At 37.2% G+C, this 22,531-nt stretch carries 19 protein-coding genes and 1 CRISPR repeat array; of the genes, 8 read left to right on the top strand and 11 right to left on the bottom strand.

What is annotated here, in order from left to right:
• Positions 1 to 140 precede the first annotated feature (140 nt).
• Both QM524_RS00255 and dacB read left to right on the top strand, forming a co-directional pair.
• Positions 141 to 2,027, top strand: coding sequence for a CocE/NonD family hydrolase (locus tag QM524_RS00255; protein WP_283342969.1), 1,887 nt, complete (start codon positions 141 to 143; stop codon positions 2,025 to 2,027).
• Positions 2,028 to 2,413: 386 nt separating this feature from the next.
• Positions 2,414 to 3,892, top strand: a complete 1,479-nt coding sequence (gene dacB, locus QM524_RS00250; protein WP_283342968.1) for a D-alanyl-D-alanine carboxypeptidase/D-alanyl-D-alanine endopeptidase — start codon at positions 2,414 to 2,416, stop codon at positions 3,890 to 3,892.
• Between the two features lie 66 nt (positions 3,893 to 3,958).
• Here the strand turns inward: dacB and QM524_RS00245 are convergent, their stop codons facing one another.
• The 5 genes from QM524_RS00245 to QM524_RS00225 form a co-directional block, all read right to left on the bottom strand.
• Entirely contained in the window at positions 3,959 to 4,612 is a 654-nt protein-coding gene (locus QM524_RS00245) for a DUF2490 domain-containing protein (RefSeq protein WP_283342967.1), read from the bottom strand.
• A gap of 102 nt (positions 4,613 to 4,714) precedes the next feature.
• Positions 4,715 to 5,332, bottom strand: coding sequence for a DUF4956 domain-containing protein (locus QM524_RS00240; protein ID WP_283342966.1), 618 nt, complete (start codon positions 5,330 to 5,332; stop codon positions 4,715 to 4,717).
• The gene (locus QM524_RS00235; RefSeq protein ID WP_283342965.1) at positions 5,292 to 6,101 is read right to left on the bottom strand and encodes a polyphosphate polymerase domain-containing protein; all 810 of its coding nucleotides are present in this window, start codon (positions 6,099 to 6,101) and stop codon (positions 5,292 to 5,294) included. Before QM524_RS00235 ends, QM524_RS00240 begins: the two co-directional genes overlap by 41 nt.
• Positions 6,091 to 6,576, bottom strand: coding sequence for a hypothetical protein (locus QM524_RS00230; protein ID WP_283342964.1), 486 nt, complete (start codon positions 6,574 to 6,576; stop codon positions 6,091 to 6,093). The genes QM524_RS00235 and QM524_RS00230 overlap by 11 nt, the downstream gene beginning before the upstream one ends.
• Before the next feature lie 457 nt (positions 6,577 to 7,033).
• On the bottom strand, positions 7,034 to 8,503 hold the full coding sequence (locus QM524_RS00225; protein ID WP_283342963.1) for a CotH kinase family protein: 1,470 nt from the start codon (positions 8,501 to 8,503) through the stop codon (positions 7,034 to 7,036).
• A gap of 297 nt (positions 8,504 to 8,800) precedes the next feature.
• Between QM524_RS00225 and QM524_RS00220 the strand changes: the two genes are divergently transcribed.
• From QM524_RS00220 to QM524_RS00205, 4 genes are all read left to right on the top strand, one after another.
• Positions 8,801 to 9,889 carry a sensor histidine kinase gene (locus QM524_RS00220; protein ID WP_283342962.1) on the top strand — a complete coding sequence of 363 codons (1,089 nt, stop codon included), beginning with the start codon at positions 8,801 to 8,803 and terminating at the stop codon, positions 9,887 to 9,889.
• A 175-nt stretch (positions 9,890 to 10,064) separates the two neighbouring features.
• The gene (locus QM524_RS00215) at positions 10,065 to 10,814 is read left to right on the top strand and encodes a LytR/AlgR family response regulator transcription factor (RefSeq protein WP_283342961.1); all 750 of its coding nucleotides are present in this window, start codon (positions 10,065 to 10,067) and stop codon (positions 10,812 to 10,814) included.
• Positions 10,815 to 10,954: 140 nt separating this feature from the next.
• Positions 10,955 to 11,854: a glycosyltransferase family 2 protein gene (locus tag QM524_RS00210; protein ID WP_283342960.1), complete on the top strand. Its 900-nt coding sequence runs from the start codon at positions 10,955 to 10,957 to the stop codon at positions 11,852 to 11,854.
• A 141-nt stretch (positions 11,855 to 11,995) separates the two neighbouring features.
• Positions 11,996 to 12,607, top strand: a complete 612-nt coding sequence (locus tag QM524_RS00205; protein ID WP_283342959.1) for a YiiX family permuted papain-like enzyme — start codon at positions 11,996 to 11,998, stop codon at positions 12,605 to 12,607.
• 63 nt (positions 12,608 to 12,670) lie between these two features.
• Here the strand turns inward: QM524_RS00205 and QM524_RS00200 are convergent, their stop codons facing one another.
• The 3 genes from QM524_RS00200 to QM524_RS00190 form a co-directional block, all read right to left on the bottom strand.
• Positions 12,671 to 13,603, bottom strand: coding sequence for an arginase family protein (locus QM524_RS00200; RefSeq protein WP_283342958.1), 933 nt, complete (start codon positions 13,601 to 13,603; stop codon positions 12,671 to 12,673).
• 148 nt (positions 13,604 to 13,751) lie between these two features.
• Entirely contained in the window at positions 13,752 to 13,979 is a 228-nt protein-coding gene (locus QM524_RS00195) for a hypothetical protein (protein ID WP_166577526.1), read from the bottom strand.
• Between the two features lie 157 nt (positions 13,980 to 14,136).
• Entirely contained in the window at positions 14,137 to 14,445 is a 309-nt protein-coding gene (locus QM524_RS00190; protein WP_095162970.1) for a winged helix-turn-helix transcriptional regulator, read from the bottom strand.
• A 362-nt stretch (positions 14,446 to 14,807) separates the two neighbouring features.
• On the opposite strand from QM524_RS00190, the gene QM524_RS00185 reads away from it, so the two are divergent.
• Positions 14,808 to 15,722 (top strand): ClpXP adapter SpxH family protein, encoded by a 915-nt coding sequence (locus tag QM524_RS00185; RefSeq protein ID WP_283342957.1) that lies wholly within the window; start codon positions 14,808 to 14,810, stop codon positions 15,720 to 15,722.
• Between the two features lie 183 nt (positions 15,723 to 15,905).
• On the opposite strand, the gene QM524_RS00180 is transcribed toward QM524_RS00185, so the two are convergent.
• From QM524_RS00180 to QM524_RS00170, 3 genes are all read right to left on the bottom strand, one after another.
• Positions 15,906 to 16,796, bottom strand: a complete 891-nt coding sequence (locus QM524_RS00180; RefSeq protein WP_283342956.1) for a helix-turn-helix domain-containing protein — start codon at positions 16,794 to 16,796, stop codon at positions 15,906 to 15,908.
• A gap of 114 nt (positions 16,797 to 16,910) precedes the next feature.
• Entirely contained in the window at positions 16,911 to 17,924 is a 1,014-nt protein-coding gene (locus tag QM524_RS00175; protein ID WP_283342955.1) for a zinc-binding alcohol dehydrogenase family protein, read from the bottom strand.
• 178 nt (positions 17,925 to 18,102) lie between these two features.
• Positions 18,103 to 18,921 (bottom strand): oxidoreductase, encoded by an 819-nt coding sequence (locus QM524_RS00170; protein ID WP_283342954.1) that lies wholly within the window; start codon positions 18,919 to 18,921, stop codon positions 18,103 to 18,105.
• Between the two features lie 184 nt (positions 18,922 to 19,105).
• Here QM524_RS00170 and QM524_RS00165 point away from each other — a divergent pair, with 184 nt between their 5' ends.
• Positions 19,106 to 20,470, top strand: coding sequence for a glycoside hydrolase family 28 protein (locus QM524_RS00165; protein ID WP_283342953.1), 1,365 nt, complete (start codon positions 19,106 to 19,108; stop codon positions 20,468 to 20,470).
• 157 nt (positions 20,471 to 20,627) lie between these two features.
• A CRISPR array of direct repeats spans positions 20,628 to 22,509; the repeat unit is 30 nt; unit sequence GTTTCAATTCCTACATGGTACGATTAAAGG.
• Positions 22,510 to 22,531: the final 22 nt, after the last annotated feature.

Raw genomic sequence — 22,531 nt, 5'->3', positions numbered from 1 at the left:
CAACTTGTGACGCTTTTTTATTTGATTATTAATCTATCATTCAGACCCATTTCAGCTAAAAAACATACCGTATTTTCATGAAAACCGATTCTTTGTTTTAATTTTAACAAAAAACAAATCTGAATCAACACTCCTAAAACATGAAAAAACTCTTCCTTTTATTGAGCTTGTTGGTAGGTATGACCAAAATTTCAGCACAATCATTGTCTGTTGCTCAACAAGACTCGGCATTTGTGCGTGAAAACTATGTGAAATACCAATACCAAATCTCCATGCGTGATGGTGTCAAACTTTTCACGAATGTATATGTTCCCAAAGATGCTTCGGCCAACAATAAGTATCCTATCGTCATGCAACGTACTTGTTATGATATAGCACCTTACGGAAAAGACGATTATCCACAAATGCTATATTACTCTCGTCACATGATGCGTGAAAAATTCATTTTTGTGGAGCAAGATGTACGTGGTCGTTGGATGTCTGAGGGTACTTGGACTAATATGACACCACATATTGCCAACAAGAAGGTCAAAACAGACGTGGATGAGGCTTCGGATACCTATGACACGATTGATTGGTTGGTAAAAAACATTCCGAATAATAATGGTCGTGTAGGACAATATGGTATTTCTTACCCAGGTTTTTACACTATTGCAGGAGCACTTTGCGGTCACCCTGCCTTGAAAGCATCTTCGCCTCAAGCACCAGTTTCGGATTTCTTCTTTGACGATTTCCACCACAATGGTGCATTTACGATTGGTTATGGATTGACGTTTCCTGTGTTTGGCGTTCAACATCCAAAACCAACGACTGAGTCTTGGTACGATAATTTGTTTCCAAAAAGAAATACGCAGGATGGTTTTGATTGGTACAAAACTCAAACACCTTTGAAAAATTTGGGTGCTAATTACAAGGATAACTTTTTCTGGCAAGAGCATGTAGATCATCCTAACTATGATGAATTTTGGCAAAAAAGAAGCATCATTCCTCATTTAAAAAACATCAAAAATGCACCTGCTATTATGGTTGTAGGTGGCTGGTATGATGCCGAAGATTTGTATGGTCCTTTGACGATTTATAAAAACGTAGAAAAAAATAACCAGAATATCTATAATACCATCGTTATGGGTCCATTTGGACATGGTGATTGGGCTAGAGAAAGAGGTCATCACATGCACTCAAATGTATATTTTGGAGATAGCGTAGCGACATTTTTCCAAAGAAACATTGAGTTAAAATTCTTTAAACATTTCTTGAAAGGTGCAGGCGATGGAAAATCTGATTTGCCAGAGGCCTATTTGTTTGACACTGGTAAAAAACAATGGCAAGAGTTTAAAGAATGGCCAGTAAAAACAGCTCAGAAAGTGAATTTCTACTTGAGTAATTCTGGAAAATTGACAGACAAAATCACTTCAGACGGTTATTCTGAATTTGTGTCTGATCCTAATAAACCTGTGCCGTACACAGAGGATAATAAGCAACTGTTTGGCTTTACCCCTCGTGCTTACATGAGCGAAGACCAACGTTTTGCAGGTCGTAGAACAGACGTATTGACTTTTGAAACGGATGTTTTGACAGAAGATGTAACTTTAGGTGGTGAGATTTTGGCAAAACTTAAAGTAGCCACCACTGGAACAGATGCCGACTGGTTTGTAAAATTAGTAGACGTATATCCAGGCGATGAGCAAAATACGCCATTTACGCCAAAACACATTACCTTGGCTGGTTATCAGCAAATGGTAAGAAGTGAAATTATGCGTAGTCGCTTCAGAAATAGCTTTTCAAAACCTGAGCCTTTAGTACCCAACCAAATCACTGATGTGACTTTCCGTTTGCAAGATGTGTTGCATACTTTCAAAAAAGGTCATAAAATCATGATTCAGGTACAATCTACAGCTTTCCCATTATTTGATATTAACCCACAAAAATATGTGGACAATATCTACAAAGCGGATGCTGCGGATTTTATCAAAGCTACTCACAAAGTATATAACAGTAGTGCGATTGAAGTTGAGATACTGAAGTAGTAATGTTGAATTGTGAGTGATCGAAGGATTACAAAAAACATTTATTTCGGATATCGGATGTTGGATTTCGGAAGTGTAGGCTTCTATATTTTGTAAAAAGCAAAGCTGTTTTACTTTATTTCTGAAATCAGAAATCCCAAATCTGAAAGAGTTTGTAATCCTTCATATAGGACTAGTTATGAAAGTGAAAAAGTCCTTGCCTCTCTCTCGATTCAGCATTATAATTGTACGAAGGGTGACGTTATTATTAAAATAGAATCGGTGTAGCGGCAATCTTGTTCTAAATACAAAACTAATCTTTCATACCACCCTAACTCAGCATTTATTTTTACAGAGGAGACTCCACTCTCCTCTGTGATTACTTGAACCACCCTTACCCTTGATTTATGAAATTACTTGCCTTACTGCTAAGCCATTGGTTATTTTCTTTACAAAGCTCAGATAGCCTAACACTCAAATGGCAAACCCAAGTTAATCGAAGACTGGATAGTTTGAGCAACTCCCCATTTTTGCAAACTGGAATGGTGGGGATGAGTGTAAAATCTGCCAAAACGGGAAAAAGTGTCATTTCTTTTCAAGCTAAAAAAAGCCTTGCTCCTGCCTCCACGATGAAGTTGCTTTCTACAGCAACCGCCTTAATGACCTTGGGTGATTCTTTCATGTATCAAACTACCCTCGAATATAGCGGAAGTATTGTCGATAGTGTATTAAACGGCAACGTCTATATCAAAGGCAATGGCGACCCTTCATTGGGTAGTTGGAGATTCAAAAATCAACCCGATTACAAACAGCTGTTGGATGCCTGGGCAATGAAAGTCAAAGCTTTGGGTATCAAAAAAATCAATGGGAGAATTATGGGGGACGCGAGTTTTTTCAATGCCAACGTGATTCCTAATACATGGATTTGGGGCGATATGGGTAATTATTATGGTGCAGGCTGTTATGGACTCAATATCAATGAAAACCTCTTTTGGGTTACATTCCAGCCCAAGGGTTATATGGAATCGGCGGGTTTTGTCAAAACTGCCCCTGATTTACCCTATTTAACCAAAATCAACAAAGTCCTAACCGACCGAGCTGGTACGGGCGACCAAGTCATGATTTATTCTACGCCTTACCAAGATGCCATTTTGATGGAAGGTTTTGTGCCACAAGGAAGTAGCTTTTCGGTAAAAGGCTCGATTCCTGACCCAGCTTTTTATATGGCTTTTGCTTTGAGCAAAAAATGTGAAGAACTCGGTATTCAAATTCAAGAAGGACCAACCTCAACTTTAGAATTGGACAAACGCTATTTAACGCATAGCAAACCAAGCGGTACGATGACTATTGCTACTCAAAACTCTCCCAGTTTGAAAGAACTGGTAAAAGCTTGTAATTATCAAAGTATCAACTTATATGCAGAGGCATTTTTAAAAACGCCTTCGGTACTGCTCAATATGGGAAATGGCACAAGCGATGCAGTTAAGGGTTTTGAACAAATTTGGCGAGCAAAAGGATTGAATATGCAAGGATTGAAAATGAAAGATGGCAGTGGACTATCGCCAAGCAATGCCGTTACAACTGATATCATGACCGATGTTTTGTCGATTATGACTAACGAAAAAAGCTTCAATTCTTATTACGAATCTATTCCTGTGGTTGGTGTATCGGGCACAGTGGCCAACCTTGCCAAGAAAAGCAAAGCCGCTGGGAATATCCATGCCAAGAGTGGTTCTATTGAAGGCGTAAGAGCTTATGGAGGCTATTTTACCGCCTCTAATGGTGAATTATATTGTTTTTCAATTATCTTCAACAAATATGATTCGAGTTATGGAAATGCAACCAAAGAGCTCGAAAAACTCATGATTATGTTGACTGACCTATAAAAGAAAAAGTTTGTGCCAGAGACTTTGCTCGCACAAACTTTTTGCTAATCACGTATAGTCCGTTTACTACAATTTTAACTTGTAAGTTAACCCAATGGTATAAACATCGAGGTCGGTAGGCACGAGAGCATAATCTCTAAAAAATGTGAGTCCCACACTATTGCGTTTATTTACGGTATAATCAACGCCTGCCTTATATCTTATTTGGTCAAAATCCTCTCCAATTTTGTAAAAAAAGTCTGCCGAAATAGACGGCGTAAATCTTGTTTTATTTGGATAGGCTAACTCAATTTTATTTCTTAAATAACTTTTTGTTTCCTCTAAACCCGTATCAGTATCCTTGAATTGATCTTGATAGCGCAAGCGATAACTAAATTTCAGTATCCATATTTTTCTATCATACTCAACATTGGTATAAAACCGATGAAACGGCTTGTATATATAAGCATCATCACTTTTGTCCCATTTACGCTTTTGGGCATATCGGTAATAGGCCGATACTTCCCAATGCTTGTTAAGTTTATACCCTATCCCAAACTCCCCAATGTACGAACCAAGGGTTGTGAAATTATCCATCGTTCGAACTTGCAAATTAGCATTGAGACTGATATGCTTGTTTAACTTTTTCTCAAGTGAAAGTCCTGTCCAAGAACGTAGGTCTGTTTCTTGCCCCCACATCTTAAAAGACATAAGGAGCAATAGCAATAGGATTCTTTTCATATTAGTGTTAAATGTGGTTAAATACTGGTTGAGCTTTTGATAGCGACGAAAACTTTGACCTATTTCCTATCGCTTTGCATAAGTTAATTATGCGAGCATCAGCTAATGATAAAAAATAGTCATTCTGGTAGCATCTTTCAGAAAGTCTATTTCATGGATTTCGACTCTATGAACGGCTAAGCCTGTACGTGTTCTTAAATCTTGCAAAAGTTCTTCCTGTTTATCAGGGGTTATCAACTCAATACGCTCATACATAACGACCTTCGAGTATTCCTTTCGCATGATTAAGCCACTTTCGAGCAACCATGTAACAAACAAAATCAATCCATTCAATACTGATAATTCATCCCAACCACCTTTGCTCACTGCCGAAATCAACCCTATGGCTATCACCATAAACAAATAGGTCATATCCTTCGCTGAAATACCCTCGGTACGATAACGTAGCATCGAAAACACGGCAAACAAACCAAATGCTGCACCCATAGACATTACCACTTTATTGAGCATATAGGTCAACAAAAAGATGATAATATTGAATACAAAAAAGGTTAAAAACAGGTCAGCACGTCGATAATTTTTATAATAAATCAAGCGAATCAATATCAAAACAGCCAATAAATTGATTCCCATGCGGATAAAGAATTTGGCTGGTAGTTTGTCTATCCACTGAAAACTTTCAGTAACTTGTGGTGAGGTTAGTTGTTGTAAGATGGTCATGGTGCGCCAATATTTTTGAGACTCTTCTTAAATGCTTTTTAAACTTATTCTGCTTGATTTGCTGATACAAACTAATTATGCCGAAACAATACTTGCTAATACCGCCTTGTTTGAGTCGATACTTTCGCATAAGGTCGATAAAAGGAGATTGACTTACTTTTTCTTGTTTCACCTCGGCAATGACAATAGCAGAATAAACTTTTTGTTGCGCTTCAAACTCGAAAGTAAGGTTTAGGTCTATCGTCAGGCGTTCTGCCCCAACCTTACTTACCAAAGTAATACGCTGGTAGTTTACCCACAGAATACCTTTTAGCGATTCAGGAATGATATCTTGTATAGTTTTTTGTAAAAAATCTGAACTATTTTCTTCCAATACCTCAGTTATTCCGTCTTGGCTAATTCGCGTTTTTTTGGTTCTACCTTTATTGTTTTTGTACTTTATTTCAAAAAAAGATAGGCTCGATTCAACGTAATTTCTAGCTCTTACCTTGTAGCGATTGAGCAAACCATTTTGATGTGCTTTGTAAAGTGCCAAATCATCGGTGTCGTAGTACAATGTTTTGTAGTTACAAAGTCGATTATCCTCTATTTCCAATACTCGATAAAATGATTTTGCTTCTCGCAAGATATCAGGCAATAGCGCCAAAGGAATCAAGTACTTAACATCCATACGGTCCATGAGTTTTACCCCATCCATTTCCGCTAAAGTAATCGGTTCAAATAAACTAGTTTGTATTTGAACCTCTTGCAAGAATGTATTAGAATCCATACGTATACTTTTTAACTTGAATTAGTTTGCCTTTTGCATCGTAAGTTTTCTTCTCTGTTTTGAGTCCATTCCCATTGATCGAATATACTGATCTACAATCCAACTCATTATGTTCATTGTAGTGTAAAACTTCAGATTTTTCCTTAAAAGAATCGTATTTATAGACCTCTCTTTCAATCTGATGATTATTACCGTCTACAATAACTTCCTCTATTTTGTCATCAAATTCATTATATTTTGAAAGAACTTTTCGTTTAAGTTTACCAGACTTGTCATATTCTGCCTCTTCGATGACTTCTCCTTGTTTGTTAAACTTTTTGTAACCATCATTTCGTGTTACCTCTTTACCTCCAATACTTTCAGTGATTTGTTCGGTAACAGTCTTTATCTTATTTTTTTTGACCTCTTTTTTACTTTGTCCATAACTTAAATAGGACGTAGCGAGCAAAAGGATTGCGATTGGGTAATGTTTCATATTTGTCTGTTAGAGATTTTATATTGATGCTTAAAAGATTTGGCAAAAAATTTCGTTCTATTAAGTTATGCATTTATTAACCATGACTTGAAATGTTAAGAAACTGTTGCCTACTTATTAAAAAAGATTCTAAATAAAATCACCACATGAGTGCATTAAATAGATTCAATAACTCAAAATCTTGCGCACTTACAAAGAATCATTCTCTTATTAATAAAACCCCTAACTCTCCCCAGAATTCTTTCGCAAATCAACGGATAAAATTTGAGACCATCAGCAAGTTAGGCACAGAGTGTAGAAGTTACGTTTTTATCTGTAGATTTTAACTTTTGTTAACATGAATTTTATGCAAAAAATGGCGTTTTTGAGTTCAAAAACGCCATCTGTATACATAATTTCTCTGATTTTCTACAATTGATAACACTTTTAAAAAATACATAGTCTTGTTAGTTCGCTACTATTTTGACTTGGATTTTTCAGTTAAAAACTGGTCGATTTCTGAGGCTCTCTTAACTATTTGCTTCTGTAGGCTTTGAATTCCTTCCTCAAAACTTTTCTCATTTGTTAAGTGCGAATAGGGCGATTTCTCTCTACTGGCAGCCTGTTTTATCAGGCTTACATATCCATCCACCTGTTTGTTGAGTTTGGTTGCTTGCCAAGTATTTTTCCTGAAAGTTTCTACTTCCTTCAAATAAGAGCCATAATAGGTCGGATCTTGCGCAAGATAAGCAATCAACACAAACTGTTTAGGGCAATCTTTGAGAGACAGAGCAAGCCCTCTATTGGGCATTCTGAAATCCTTAGGTGGTTCTGGCAAACCTTCAGGGATAGGAAAATTAGGCTTATCGTTGGTCGAAATTGCTTCATTGTTATCCCAAGGAATCCAGACCAAACCACGATTGGGTGCGTTGTACAAATAAAAATTATGAGCCATTGCCCCATAAGTATCCCAATTGGTCATGGCGGTATTGATAGCCAACCATTTGATAAAGTGATTAATGTCAAAAGTCTTTTCAAGATTTGTACGCCATTGGGCAGGCGCCTTGATTCGGTTTGAGTCGTTGAGCGCCGATACAAATGCCTGAACATCATGAAATTTCTTTTCCTTTTTAAAATTCTTTTTTTCAAACTCTTTTTCTCTAAATCGCTGAAAAGTTGATTCTGGTTTATAAATATTGCCTGATGAGCTACCAAATTGTGACTGAATCATTGTATCGTCAATCACCTCTACCATGGTGTACACCCCTGCATATTGTACGCCATCACCATAGTCAAGATATACCTCATAAAAAGCCGTCTGAGCAGTTGGAATACCTGCTTGGCGATAAATATCGCTTGCTAGTTTTTCACGAATCAGCGTGTTGTCATGAAAGGCAGGCGACATAGATAATTCATGAAAACCATACAAATCTGATTTTTCATATTTATCAAAATCTAGCCTAAAAGGCATTTTGTACACCCCCGCCCCCCACGAACTCATCAAGCTCGAATTTCCTTTGAGTCTGAAACCTATATTATTCCATTTTTTTCCCTCAAATTCCACTTGGCAAGCAACGTAACGAGGCTCTTCGGATGTCCCCATAGGAGGAGGTATAATTTCGCCATCACCTCCTCGCTGAGGTGGAAAGCCTGCGGTTCGTTTGCCATCTTGTGACATCGGTGGAAAGTCCTTCTGGTTTGGTCGTTTGCCATTGGGTGGTCCCAAACGTGGAAAAGCAGATTTGCCAAAATCAGTTTTGAACTTTTCCTTCATGTCTATTTTGATACTATCCCAATCTGCTTTCGAAATAGAAATAGTGATTTTGTTCAGTCGGTTTTGTGGAAAAACCTTGGCGTAATCTGGTGTAGAAGAAACTTGTGCCTCTCCCCATGAAAAGTTGCCCAATACAATCAAAGACAACAACACACCTACAAGTGTTCTTTTCATAATTTATTCAAATTGAAATGTTTAGATAATCTATTTTGCGTTGATCCATATAGGTTAAAACACAAGCACAAAGGGTTACACAGGAAGTATAATCGATTGCTGTTCAAAACTATACAAATAAAATGAGAGGTAATCGAAGGGTTCTCTGGTGATAGATATAGAATGTCTATTTGTAGAAAAAGACATGGGCTCGAGCATTTATCTACACAAAGGCATTCTTGATAGACAGTTGGCGTGGTTTTGGAATTTTCTTACGTTAGTTCAACACTTTGTTATAATAGCACATACTTGAAAAGCATGAAAGTATTCGAAAAATATCAGTTAGTATTTCACATTGTTGGGTGGTCATTAGTATTCTTTTTGCCTGTGCTCATGATGCCCAATAGTTTTTATAATCGCCCTGAGTTTAGTCGATTTTTTACGGTTCAATGCTTCAATAATTTTGCATTAATGGCCGCTTTTTATATCAATTTACTGGTACTTGTACCTAAGTTTTTGATGAAAAAACGAGGTGATATATTCTCTATTTATATCATTCTTGGATTTGTAATCATATTAGCTTTGCATTGGGCATGGTCGCATTATTTTCTCAAAATGCACGGCTTTGATATGGGTATGCCCAAGATACCTCCGCCATCGGAATGGAAAAACAGGCCTAGTAATATGCCTCGTCCACCGAGGATGTTCTTGCCATTTCCGCAATTGATGAACGCCACCTTGACCTATTTTTTCTCGATTATTTTCAGTACTTCGTTGGCATTATGGCAAGAACGTTTGCGAAACCATGACCTACAACAGCAAATTTTGTTGGAAAAAGTAGCGGCCGAATTAGCGGTATTGAAACTGCAAGTAAGTCCTCACTTCTTGTTCAATACGCTTAATAATATTCGTTGGTTGGCACGCAAAAAATCTGAACATACCGAAGACGCAATAGTAAAACTCTCGCAGCTTTTGAGATATATGTTGTATCAATCTGAGAGTGATAAAGTGCCTCTGACGCAGGAGTTAGACTATCTCCAAAATTATATCGAGTTACAAAAAATGCGTATCTCAGGTAAAAACACAGCAGAGTTTTCCCACGAAGGTCCAATCCACCTATATTCTATTGAACCACTGTTATTTATACCGTTGGTCGAAAATGCGTTTAAATACGGGCTACACAGTACAGAAGAATCACATATTTTGATTAAACTTTCTGTAGAGAATGGCATTCTAAGATTTATTACAAAAAACCGAAATTTTGATCACAATTTTAAGGAAGAGGATAAGACAGGAATAGGTTTACAAAATGTAAAAAAACGCTTGGCCTTACATTATCCCGAAAAACATGAGTTAAAAATAACAGAAAACGATCTTTTCATCGTTGAAGTATATATACAATTGTAATTACTTTGAACTTAGGTAATTCTCGAAACGAAGCGATTTAGTTTGCTTTTTAACCAATAATTAAACACGACTACCTACCAAGATAAGGTTATCTTCGGCACTCTCTCCTATTCATAAATTGATTCCTTTATTCTTATTTGTAATCGCTCAAAATCCATCAACCTTTATGAATTTTATGAAACCATCAACTCAATCTGACTATCCCACTAAACTGAAATGTATCGCAGTAGATGACGAGCCATTTGCATTAGATATGATTGCCGATGATATTCAAAAAGTCCCTTATTTGGAGCTTGTGAATACTTTCTCTAGTCCATTTGAGGCTTGGGAATTGATTAATTCGGGGCAAATAGATTTGGTATTTTTAGATATTCAAATGCCTACACTAACGGGTACGCAATTTTTACGAAGCTTGATTCAGCCTCCCATGGTCATTTTTACCACAGCTTATCAACAATATGCCATGGAAGGATACGACCTCAATGTGATTGATTATTTGCTTAAGCCTATTCCGTTTGACAGATTTTTACGCGCTACCAACAAGGCCTATGAACTCTACACGTTACGTCACAAAGAAGTCGCCGAAACTACTGCTCCTGAAGTAGACTATGTCGTAATTAATGCTGATTATAAGAAGATTAAGCTATTTTACCAAGATATTTTATTTGTAGAAGGACTTAAAGACTATGTAAAAATCTTTACGGTAAATGACAACAAACCTATCCTTACTCGTTCAAATTTGAAGGCTATGGAAGGAAAGCTTCCTGCTCAGTTTTTTTGTAGAGTACACAATTCATACATTGTTTCATTACAAAAAATTACGGCTTTCCAAAAATCTAAAATAGAGATTGGTCGTGTGGAAGTGCCTGTAGGAAGTAGATTTCTGCCTGCATTCGAAGAAATTTATCAGGGACAACTTCGATAGTTTGATACTCACTTTTAATGAGTTGGTCGATAAATCCAGATAACTCGTCACAAAGTCAAAGAAGATAGACAACGTTCAGGGTAGGTTTTGTGTCTAAGATTTTGAGCAATCAAAGTTTTACCGCCCAACTCCAAATTATCATGAGCTTTATCAATACCTTACAAGAAAGAAACCACCCTGAGGTGGATACCAAGAAGCAGTTTTCTATTTTAATTCCTTCTTGGAACAACTTACCTTATTTAAAGCTTTGTATTGAAAGTATCAGGAAAAATTCTCTGTTCAATCACCAAATCATCGTTCATGTCAACGAAGGCAAAGACGGAACGTTAGAATGGGTTCGAGAACAATCAGACATTGACTATACTTACAGTGCTAATAATATTGGTATTTGCTATGCTCTGAACTATGCTGCCCAACAGGCAACCACCGATTATATTTTATACATGAACGACGATATGTATGTGTGTCCAGACTGGGATAAAGCGATTTCGGATGAAATTAAAGCCATTGGACATCCTTACTTTTTCTTGTCTGCCACCATGATTGAACCTTACAATACCAATAATAATTGTGTGATTCATCATGATTATGGAACAGATTTGAAGTCATTCAACGAAGATAAACTTCTGAAAGAGTACCAAACATTTAAAAAACCCGACTGGACTGGTGCCACTTGGCCTCCCAATATTGTACACCGTGACATTTGGAATGCTGTAGGTGGATACAGCGTTGAGTTTCATCCGGGGATGTATTCTGACCCTGATTTTTCGATGAAACTCTGGAAAATGGGTATTCGATTATTTAAGGGCGTTGGCGAAAGTAAGGTATATCATTTCTCTGGTCGCTCAACGGGGAGAGTAAAGAAAAACAAAGGGTATTTTACTTTTATCCAAAAATGGGGAATGACATCAGGATATGTTATGACACATTTTTTACACAAAGGAGAAGAGTTTCACGGTATGCTCACTGAACCAGTCGATAATGCGGCCGCAAAAGTTAAGAACTTATTCAAACGTGTTTCTGCGAGTTTGCATGCTTAATGGACTGTAAAGGTTCATTTTAAGAATAGAATATCAAAAGCATTTTTCTATCAACAAAAGACTTTTACCTATATTACGTTATAACAAAGCCGAGTAATGTAAGTTCCTCGGCTTTTTGTATTTACTAAACCTCCATATACTATGAAATCAATCTTTTGCTTATGCTACGCACTATTTTTTACGTTGGGAAGCTGTCATTCTTCTACAAAAAGCTATAAAAATGGCGATCTTATTTTCCAAATTTCACGTTCTTCGCAGAGTAAAGCCATTCAATTACCTACACATTCTAAGTATTCACATTGTGGGATTATTTATCAAAAGGGCACGGAGTATTTCGTGTTTGAGGCAGTTCAACCCGTTAAACTCACGCCGTTGAATGAATGGATTGCAAGAGGCGAAAAACATCATTTTGTTGTAAAAAGGCTAAAAAATGCCGAAAGAATTCTTACGCCAAAGGTACTAGATGCGATGCAAAAAGAAGGAAAAAAACTTCAAGGAAAAAAATACGATATCTACTTTGGCTGGGACGACCAACGTATCTATTGCTCAGAACTCATTTGGAAAATCTACAAGCGTGGTGCCAATATCGAAATTGGGAAGCTTCAAAGATTAAAGGATTTTGACTTAGAAAATAAATTGGTCAGAAAAAAATTAGAGGAACGATATGGAAAACGAATTCCATTGAGCGAAAAAGTCATCTCTCCAGCAAGTATTTTTGAAGACTCTCAACTAGTTGAGGTAGATCGAAATTAAAAATAGGTGTAGGGTCCAAGTTAACTAATAGTAGAGTAGAGAAGTTTAGAGGTTAAACTAAGGTCAAAATCTCATTATTTCATCGTGGTCTTTTACCTCTCTGAAAATGGGACTTAAGATTTTTACAAGATTATCAATCAATCTTTGGGCATAAATGCCATATGAGTCAAGGGTTGGGTCTAATATGGTAAGTTGTATGCCTGCCACCTTCGGATGCGCCATCAAGGGTATCAAAAGCTCTCGAAGCTCCTCATAAGACATTCCTCCTGGTTGAGGACTATCTACGGCTGGCATTACTTTATGGTCTAAGACGTCTACATCGAGATGAATCCAGAAACCATCCCATTTTTTTGCTTCTATATGCATAAAAAATAAAGACAGTAAGGTATCTATTCCCATCTCACGTAGGTGTGACAACGGCACATATTCAATCTGCGAAGATTGTATGAGACCCACGTATTCGGGGTCCCAATACCTATTACCTATACACCAAACATTTTCTTCTTCAAAGTAAGGTTCTAGCTGATGGATATTGGTGAGCTTTGGGTGACCATGCCCAGTCACAATAGCCAAGTCCATCCCAGCGGCACCGCCAGTTTGTGACATAGAAGGTAACACAAAATCTGTATGACCATCCAGATACATCAAACCATAATTACCTAATTCTTTCAATGCCAAGGCATTGCCTATCAAAATACTACAATCACCTCCAATTACGACAGGAAATGAATCTGTTGCCAAGACTCTTTTAAGTTCCTGCGCTTGTGCTTTGGCATACTCAACTATCTTGTAGGCATTGAGCACACCCGAAGCTTCATCAAGCTGCGAGCTATATGGAGGAGCCGCCAAATGGATTATCTGAGCAGGGTTAAGTTTATCATACAAACCATGCTTTTTCAAATGTTGAGGCAGTTTACTTACACCTGGCTCTTTTCCTTGGGCAGACTCTTTCAAACCCAAATTAGAGGGTGATTCAATGATAATAAGGGGTTTCATAAGCCTTATATCGTTTTATATGGAACAAAGTAATCAAATCTGTTGAGCTTTGAACAGAACAATAGTAGCAAACCGACCTTAAGTAAAACCTTAACACAGCACTGAGACTGTTATCGGCGAAATCAAATTATTGTTAGTCAAATAATCACTATTCAATCCATTCACAGAAATAGCCCCAAGATTGTAATCGCTTGGGTATGGCTTCTATTTCTAAATGAGGACTATCAACTCTCAAAATCCTATCACAATCCTCTAAATCGAAATTGAACTTATCATGCGGAAATACTTCATGCAAACGCTGAAGCAATTGGGCGGCGGTCTTCGGACAACTAACCTCTGTCCGAAATATTTCTACTTGGTTTAGAGCAGTCGACATAATTACGTTTTTTATTTTTTACGTAAAAATATAGACAAATAAATTATTCTGCGAGGTTATTTATGACAAAAGTAATGGTTTTTTACGACAATCAAACAATTTGAATACTTTTTTTATTCAAAAATTAAAAATATTTATCTGCAAATGGTAGGCAAGGCTATTTTACGATTCCTTCGAGTTGCTGGAAGATGGGCACGAGGGATTGTCCTCTTTCGGAAAGATTGTATTCGATATGGAGTGGCTTTTCGCTGATGATAACTTTGTGCAGGATACCTTCAGATTCTAATTCTTTGAGGGCAGTTGCTAACGATTGCTTGTTGGCACCTTCTATTTCTCTCAATAATGTATTGAAACGAATAGGACCATTGACCGCAAAACGGAAGATTTGAGGCTTCCATTTTCCTGATAATGTCTTTAGCAATCCTTCAGCAGGACAAGTACTTTCGGCTTGATTTTTGGTAGTCATGTTTTTTTGACCTCTTGTTTATACAAAATTTGGTGCCCAAATTTACTGATAATTACTCGTAGGAGTATATGATATTTGTTAATAAACAAAATGGTAACTAGTGTTGGGTGTTGTTTATTGTTCTAATAAGTAGAATGTTGTAATGAGTCATAACGAGTTTTTTTGCAAAAATAAAAACGACCAGACTTCAAAAATTTTGTGTATTTAATACTAAAAGCAATATCCTAAGCTAAAAACCAATTTCTTTTTGTAGTACAATTTTACCCTATTATTCAATGAACTCTCTCTTTAAAAACTTAATAATTATTGCCTTGTTAAACAGCCTTGGTGGATATACTAGCCAAGCACAAAAGAAAAATTCTATGAAAGATTCTAAATCGAATCCACTTCTGTGCGATCCCGAAACAGGAGTTTGCGAGATTGATACTACGTCTACAACTGGTGATTTTGACTATCAATTCCAACAAAAAAAGTTAATTAAGATTATTTATTTCACTGATCCAATTTGTTCTTCATGCTGGGGTATCGAGCCTCAACTTCGTAAACTGAAGCTTGAATATGGGAAATATCTCGAAATCGAATACCGCATGGGTGGTTTGTTACCTGATTGGAGCTACAATGCTGGTGGTATTAGTAAACCGTCTGACGTAGCACACCACTGGGATGAAGTAAGCGCGCACTACGATATGCCTATTGATGGTGATGTATGGCTAGAAAACCCTCTGGCATCCTCGTATCCTCCTTCTATTGCATTTAAGGCAGCACAATTGCAAGACGAAGCGAAAGCTCAAAAGTTTATGAGAAGAATGCGTGAAATGGTTTTTCTGGAAAAGAAAAACATTGCAGACTGGAATCAAATTAAGACAGCAGCTATCGAGGTAGGTTTGGATACAGAACAACTTCAGCAAGATTATGCAGGTAAAGCTACAGAACTCTTCAAAGAAGATTTATTATTGGCAAGAAAAATGGGCGTAAGAGGATTTCCTACTCTATTGCTGAGTAATTCGCTCAATAAAACCCAAGTTATTTACGGTTTTAGACCTTATCCCTTGTTCGAAACAACCATTAGTAGTTTGGCTCCAGCAGTATTTAAAGACAGCTATGATAAATCTTGGGAAGCTTTATTTGCCAAATATCCAACGCTTACTGCTAGAGAGTTCACAGAATTGAGTGGAAAATCTCGTCAAGAAAGTGAAAAGCTACTAAAACAATTAACACAAGAAGGAAAACTCCAACAGCATACTACAAAAAATGGAAGTATCTGGAAAGTGAAATAGATATTGGTGCTGAATTCCTCTGTAGGAGCTAAAGCATAAATAGCTATATGACCAAAAACTCCCATTAGCGGATGAATAAATTCACCCGCTAATGGGAATTACTATTATATCAGTTCAGCAGAGGCTATAGAAAATATATAAGTCTTATTTTTGTCGCATCTAGGGATGATTTCATTAATATACCTATCCTTTCAAGCGAAACTCCACAGGCGTAAGTCCAACCTCTTTTTTGAATAATCTGGAAAAATAAGGAGGATTTTCAAAACCTAGTTGATACGCTGTTTCAGCAATGGTATTGTCTGTTCCTAACAAAAGATTTTTAGCTTCGTCAATCAAGAAGATATGGATATGCTCTAGGGCCGTTTTGCCTGTTTCTTGCTTCAATAGATCACTCAAATAACGAGCAGAAGTATGAAGTTCACTAGCAATGGCATGAACAGATGGCAAGCCAAATTGTTGAATTTTACCGCTTTCAAAGTAAGTTCTCAATATTTTCTGAAATCTTGAAACGATTCCTCCTGACAATTGAGTACGATTAATAAATTGCCTTTTGTAAAAACGCTGTGCATATTTAAGAATCGAATCAAGATGCGCTAAGATAATATCCTTGCTAAATTCATCTTGATTATTTCGATATTCAACGCCAATTTTTTCATACAATTCCCACATAATCAACTCCTCACTTGGAGAAAGGTGTAAAGCCTCGTTGATTTCGTAATCAAAATATCCATATTTTTTGATTTCATCGTGCATAGGATGCCCCAACAAATAATCTTCATGGACGTAAATCACAAAGGCTTTTTCGGAAAGCTCAACATTGTTGATTTCCAAAACCTGCCGTGGCTTCACAAAAGACATAGAACCATTGTCATGGTCATACTTGGTTTTGCCATACAAAAAAGTCCCCGATTTGATTTTTTTGAGCGCAATCATATAAAAATCAGCCGTAAACTTGCTTTCTCCCCACGAGCAAGTCGAAAGCTCTTGGCAGGTCAGCAAGCTAATCATAGGATGCTCTGGCGACGGATACCCACTTCGCTCATGTAATTCGGTTATGGTTTTGTAGTGCTCCATAGTATTTTTGACCGCAAAAAGTCTATATCTGATAAAAACCTAAAAATGTGCAAGTTACCCTAGAATGAGTCTTGAACTATTGAATTCCAGTATTTAATATTGCACAATACTACTCTAATATTTAACCACTAATTTTCCAATAGTAGTTCCCGACTCTAATTGCGCGTGCGCCTTTTTGAAGGTTTCGGCACTAAGTCCTGAAAGCGTATTATTGTGAGTAGAAATCAAAACTCCCTCCTCTAATAACGTGGCAACTTTATTCAAAATATGATGTTGTTCAATCATATCTTCGGTTTGGAAAGTTGAGCGTGTGTACATAAATTCCCAAGAAAAAGTAACACTTTTGCTTTTCAATTTATTCAACAAAATTGGCGTACCACTGCCCGTGATAGAATTGATATGTCCTTGAGGTTTGATAAGCTCTACAACAGCATCCCAGTATCCATTGATGTCGACGGCATCATAAATGAAATCAACAAAATGAAAACCTGCTTGACGAACCTCATTGACCAAATCTTTGTGATTTACGACCACATCAGCACCCATTTTTTTACACCATTCTATTGATTCGGGACGAGAAGCCGTAGCAATAACCGTTAGACCTAGTAATTTTTTAGCCAGTTGAATCGCAATAGAACCTACACCACCAGCTCCTCCTATAATCAACAAAGTTTTACCTTTATCTTTTTCAGGGTTTAAACGCATACGATCAAACAAGGTTTCCCAAGCCGTAAGAGCAGTCAAAGGCATAGCAGCCGAAGCTTCAATAGAAAGAGATACGGGTTTCTTTCCAACAATTCTTTCATCAACTAGCTGAAATTCAGCATTACTCCCTGAGCGAGTAATATCTCCCGCATAATAAACTTCGTCACCCACTTTAAATAGAGATACCTCCTCTCCTACCGCTTCGACAATACCGACGGCATCCCAACCAATAATTTTGGGGTTCTCTAAAACAGTATCTTTTGCGGCGTTCTGACGGATTTTAGTATCTACAGGATTGATGGATACGGCCTGAATTTTCACCAATAAGTCTCGTCCTGAAGGATTAGGTATTGATGTTTCAAACTCCATAAAACTGTCTGGTGATGATATAGGCAATGAGGTTTTGAATCCGATAGCTTTCATTTTTGATGATTTTATAAAAAAATAGATAAAATAAGAATTGTTCTAAAAATTGCGACGCTGGTAAAATTACAAATAAGCGATTTATACTTCAATAAAGTTTCCCTCAAGCAAGGAATAAAGTCGCTCGCTTGAGGGTATTTTCATTCAAAATTCACAACTCAAAATTCAGCACTAATATCTAGTGTCCGTGCGCTTTGGCACTAACCTCCTTGTTTTCTTCCCAAGAAGCAAGACGTTGTTCGTACACAGATTTTACAATTGGATAACCCACTTTTCCTAAAATTAATCTCAAAGGAGGTTCGGTTGAAGCAATTAAATTGAGTACAGGCTCAACGGTAGCTTCGGGTTTGCCATAACTATCAGGAGTACTACCATTTCTGAAAGCCGCTTTTAAGTCATCATAAGCTGGGATTTCCTGCGTTTGCGCGGCAGAAGCTCCTGCCCAGTCAGTAGAGAAACCATTTGGCTCAATCAATGTAACATGGATACCAAATGCTTTTACTTCTGTAGCCAGTGTTTCGCTCAAACCTTCAACCGCAAATTTTGATGCATTGTACAAACCAAGCGTTGGCAAAGTGAATAACCCTAATACACTCGAAACCTGAATAATATGTCCCGATTGTTGAGCACGCATATAAGGCAATACCGCCTGAGTAACCCATAGTAACCCAAAGAAATTAACCTCCATTTGTTGGCGAGCCTCAGCTTCAGTAGTTTCTTCGACAGCCCCAAAAAGACCATATCCAGCATTATTGATAAGAACGTCGATACGACCAAAATGTTTATGGGCTTTTTCGACCGTTTCCAACACTTGTTCACGATTGGTAACATCTAAAGGCAATGGTAAAATTTGAGAACCGAAAGCCTCGACCAAGTCGTTTAAATCATCCGTTTTGCGTGCAGTAGCCACGATGTTATGACCTTGTTCTAAAAGAGCTTTTGCCCATATTTTCCCGAACCCACGAGAAGCACCAGTAATAAGAATCACTTTTGACATAAGAATAATTGTTTTGTTTGATGTGACAAAATTACTGGATGCCTACGGCTCAAGGCTTATACAAAATTCCGAAGATATGATACATTTTTACGGAGTTACACGAATCAGCAGTAGAACACTATGCAACAGGACGCTTACCTTAAGCAGAGGATTTATTTTCGTGAAAATATAAATCACAAATGATATGAAATCCCTTATTAATGTCATAGGACTCATTGTAGTATCTTTTTTATGTAGTTTCAAAAAAGAAAACCCTATCACTTTTAACACTACCACTGTCAAAGCACCATTTGGTACAGTTAGTGTAAAAGCCCCAAATTTTAGTAAATCACCCAAATTATCAATTCTTGATTTTGGCGCAGAAAAAGGCAATCAAGAAAAAACAACTCTAGCTATTTCAAAAGCCATCACACAAGCAAATAAATTAGGAGGAGGTACAGTTGTTGTACCCGAAGGAGAATGGCTGACAGGCAAAATTCATTTAAAGAGCAATGTCAATTTACATCTAGAAAAAGGAGCAACACTCCTATTTTCGGGTAATCCTGCAGACTATTTACCGACTGTACATAGTACATGGGAAGGCATGGAATGTTATAATTATTCGCCCTTAATTTATGCCTATCAATGTAAAAATGTAGCTATTACGGGAGAAGGAGAAGTAAAAGCACAAATGGATACATGGAAAATTTGGTTTGCTAGACCAAAACCCCACATGGAAAGTATCAAGCGTTTGTACCTACAAGGAATCAGCTATACTCCTGTAATTCAGCGCCAAATGGTGAACGACACGGCACATTTACGTCCACAATTTATTCAATTTAATCGCTGTGAAAATGTTTTACTAGAAGGGATTTCGATTCAAAATAGCCCTTTTTGGACTATACACCCTTACCTATGTAAAAACGTCATTATCCGTAAAGTCAACGTGTACGCACACGGGCACAACAACGATGGCGTAGACCCTGAAATGAGTCAAAATGTATTGATTGAAGACTGTGTTTTTGACCAAGGTGACGACGCCATTGCAATCAAATCTGGACGAAATCCAGAAGGATGGAGAATAAAAACACCTTCAAAGAATATCATTATTAGAAATTGTTTAGTCAAAAATGGACATCAACTAGTAGCCATAGGCAGTGAATTATCAGGAGGAATCGAAAATGTGTGGATTCAAAACTGTGAAGTAGTAGACGGCGCGAAGCTATTTCATTTGTTATTTATCAAGACCAATGAAAGAATGGGTGGATATGTCAATCATATTTATGTAGAAAACGTAAAATCAGGAAAAATCGACCAAGGCATATTAGGCATCGAAACCGACGTATTGTATCAGTGGCGTAACTTAGTACAGACCTTCGAAAAAAGGCTTACCCCTATCAAAAATGTATTTTTGAATAACGTTCAAGCGTCAGAAGTCAAGTTTATTTCAAGAATATTAGGGCAAAAAGAATTACCGATAGAGAACATCCAACTCAAAAAAGTAAAAGCCATCAAAATCACAGACCAACCCTCTATACATGAAAATGTAAGCAATTTTAAATCAGAGTAAAAATTAATCCCCGCAACCGACCAGAGGAAACCAAGTCTGCGGGGATTTTTTATATTCGGAAAAGGTAAGATTATGCGACAAGCCCAAGTGTAAACTTCATTCCAACTACTGTGTGGTAAGATTAAAAGGTATCAATTATTCCAATTGGTCATAGAAAGTTTCAATTCCTGCATGGTACGATTAAAAGAGACCCCAATCCGTCGTGTGTGCTTTACAATTACAAATTTCAATTCCTAAATGGTACGATTAAAAGAATGTCGGCAACGCTTACAGGGGCTACAATACTAGCAAATTTCAATTCCTAAATGGTACGATTAAAAGGGAAAATGAGACACAAATTCGCATTGAGATAATTGTGTTTCAATTCCTAAATGTTACGATTAAAAGATATAGTCAATAATAAATTAGCAAACCCGAAAGAGGTTTCAATTCCTAAATGGTACGATTAAAAGGTTTCCTGTTGTTGCAAATGGAAGATATTATTGTTCAAAGTTTCAATTCCTAAATGGTACGATTAAAAGCCGTCAGCACGTGTTAGCGCAAACTGCTTAAATGTACTGTTTCAATTCCTAAATGGTACGATTAAAGGGAGTATTCAGGACAACCAAGACAACAGCATGAAAAGTTTCAATTCCTACATGGTACGATTAAAGGGACAATCTTCTGGCTCAATCTCCGAGACAGTATTGTCTGTTTCAATTCCTACATGGTACGATTAAAGGATGTCAGTACCGCAATGGTGCAACTAGGCTTAACAAAGTTTCAATTCCTACATGGTACGATTAAAGGCATCTAAAAACGCGGATATGTATAACCGAATAAAGTTTCAATTCCTACATGGTACGATTAAAGGGGTAATTTGTAAGAAGTTCGGCGTCGAACTTAAAAGTTTCAATTCCTACATGGTACGATTAAAGGACGAAACAGAATTGAAACTAATTAAACAGTAAACTAGTTTCAATTCCTACATGGTACGATTAAAGGTACACAAACGAACCTCTAACACCGTGGGCGGGCGCTGTTTCAATTCCTACATGGTACGATTAAAGGAACCGCTTAGACAAATACGTTGGGGCGCCTAATCCGTTTCAATTCCTACATGGTACGATTAAAGGAAAACGGCGATACTTTGCACTTAGAGGGCAAAGTCTAGTTTCAATTCCTACATGGTACGATTAAAGGTCTAGTTGAAATTACGAACTATTCTACAATTCCATTGTTTCAATTCCTACATGGTACGATTAAAGGTATCAAGTCGCCATGAAATGCAAAAAAGTACTAACCGAGTTTCAATTCCTACATGGTACGATTAAAGGCTCAAGAAGGAATCTCTTAAAAGAGGTCAGGCGAGTTTCAATTCCTACATGGTACGATTAAAGGATTATTGATTAGCATTCCACTATAAACGTGTGTATGTTTCAATTCCTACATGGTACGATTAAAGGTCAATTTTGTTTCGATTTTGAATGACTGCAAAAATAAGTTTCAATTCCTACATGGTACGATTAAAGGGCAAGAAAGGAGAGTTGTCGATGAAGAACTATAACAAGTTTCAATTCCTACATGGTACGATTAAAGGATAGCCTTGTTAATTACTCTGTTTCTCGCAATGCTGTTTCAATTCCTACATGGTACGATTAAAGGTAATGGGCTTTAGGTTGCTATAATCCGAATTTTGTGGTTTCAATTCCTACATGGTACGATTAAAGGTACCGTTCTTAAACAGTTATTACAAGCTAATAACTAGTTTCAATTCCTACATGGTACGATTAAAGGAAATCAAATACATGTCAATTGCGCGCTCAAACTTTTGTTTCAATTCCTACATGGTACGATTAAAGGTTTTGTTCACGTAAGTTCCTACGATAGACGACTCTGTTTCAATTCCTACATGGTACGATTAAAGGCGTAGTTCGCTAAAACGGTAACACTTGTACTATTCTGTTTCAATTCCTACATGGTACGATTAAAGGCGTAGTTCGCTAAAACGGTAACACTTGTACTATTCTGTTTCAATTCCTACATGGTACGATTAAAGGCGTAGTTCGCTAAAACGGTAAC

Source organism: Flectobacillus roseus, assembly GCF_030056595.1.
GTDB lineage: Bacteria > Bacteroidota > Bacteroidia > Cytophagales > Spirosomataceae > Flectobacillus > Flectobacillus roseus.
This window is presented reverse-complemented; position numbering and strand designations above follow the sequence as displayed.

What these genes read in the sequence shown, in the direction of transcription:
- QM524_RS00255 (WP_283342969.1), top strand. Translation starts at nt 141, where the DNA reads ATGAAAAAACTCTTCCTTTTATTGAGCTTGTTGGTAGGTATGACCAAA.
- dacB (WP_283342968.1), top strand. Translation starts at nt 2,414, where the DNA reads ATGAAATTACTTGCCTTACTGCTAAGCCATTGGTTATTTTCTTTACAA.
- QM524_RS00245 (WP_283342967.1), bottom strand. Translation starts at nt 4,612, where the DNA reads ATGAAAAGAATCCTATTGCTATTGCTCCTTATGTCTTTTAAGATGTGG.
- QM524_RS00240 (WP_283342966.1), bottom strand. Translation starts at nt 5,332, where the DNA reads ATGACCATCTTACAACAACTAACCTCACCACAAGTTACTGAAAGTTTT.
- QM524_RS00235 (WP_283342965.1), bottom strand. Translation starts at nt 6,101, where the DNA reads ATGGATTCTAATACATTCTTGCAAGAGGTTCAAATACAAACTAGTTTA.
- QM524_RS00230 (WP_283342964.1), bottom strand. Translation starts at nt 6,576, where the DNA reads ATGAAACATTACCCAATCGCAATCCTTTTGCTCGCTACGTCCTATTTA.
- QM524_RS00225 (WP_283342963.1), bottom strand. Translation starts at nt 8,503, where the DNA reads ATGAAAAGAACACTTGTAGGTGTGTTGTTGTCTTTGATTGTATTGGGC.
- QM524_RS00220 (WP_283342962.1), top strand. Translation starts at nt 8,801, where the DNA reads ATGAAAGTATTCGAAAAATATCAGTTAGTATTTCACATTGTTGGGTGG.
- QM524_RS00215 (WP_283342961.1), top strand. Translation starts at nt 10,065, where the DNA reads ATGAAACCATCAACTCAATCTGACTATCCCACTAAACTGAAATGTATC.
- QM524_RS00210 (WP_283342960.1), top strand. Translation starts at nt 10,955, where the DNA reads ATGAGCTTTATCAATACCTTACAAGAAAGAAACCACCCTGAGGTGGAT.
- QM524_RS00205 (WP_283342959.1), top strand. Translation starts at nt 11,996, where the DNA reads ATGAAATCAATCTTTTGCTTATGCTACGCACTATTTTTTACGTTGGGA.
- QM524_RS00200 (WP_283342958.1), bottom strand. Translation starts at nt 13,603, where the DNA reads ATGAAACCCCTTATTATCATTGAATCACCCTCTAATTTGGGTTTGAAA.
- QM524_RS00195 (WP_166577526.1), bottom strand. Translation starts at nt 13,979, where the DNA reads ATGTCGACTGCTCTAAACCAAGTAGAAATATTTCGGACAGAGGTTAGT.
- QM524_RS00190 (WP_095162970.1), bottom strand. Translation starts at nt 14,445, where the DNA reads ATGACTACCAAAAATCAAGCCGAAAGTACTTGTCCTGCTGAAGGATTG.
- QM524_RS00185 (WP_283342957.1), top strand. Translation starts at nt 14,808, where the DNA reads ATGAAAGATTCTAAATCGAATCCACTTCTGTGCGATCCCGAAACAGGA.
- QM524_RS00180 (WP_283342956.1), bottom strand. Translation starts at nt 16,796, where the DNA reads ATGGAGCACTACAAAACCATAACCGAATTACATGAGCGAAGTGGGTAT.
- QM524_RS00175 (WP_283342955.1), bottom strand. Translation starts at nt 17,924, where the DNA reads ATGAAAGCTATCGGATTCAAAACCTCATTGCCTATATCATCACCAGAC.
- QM524_RS00170 (WP_283342954.1), bottom strand. Translation starts at nt 18,921, where the DNA reads ATGTCAAAAGTGATTCTTATTACTGGTGCTTCTCGTGGGTTCGGGAAA.
- QM524_RS00165 (WP_283342953.1), top strand. Translation starts at nt 19,106, where the DNA reads ATGAAATCCCTTATTAATGTCATAGGACTCATTGTAGTATCTTTTTTA.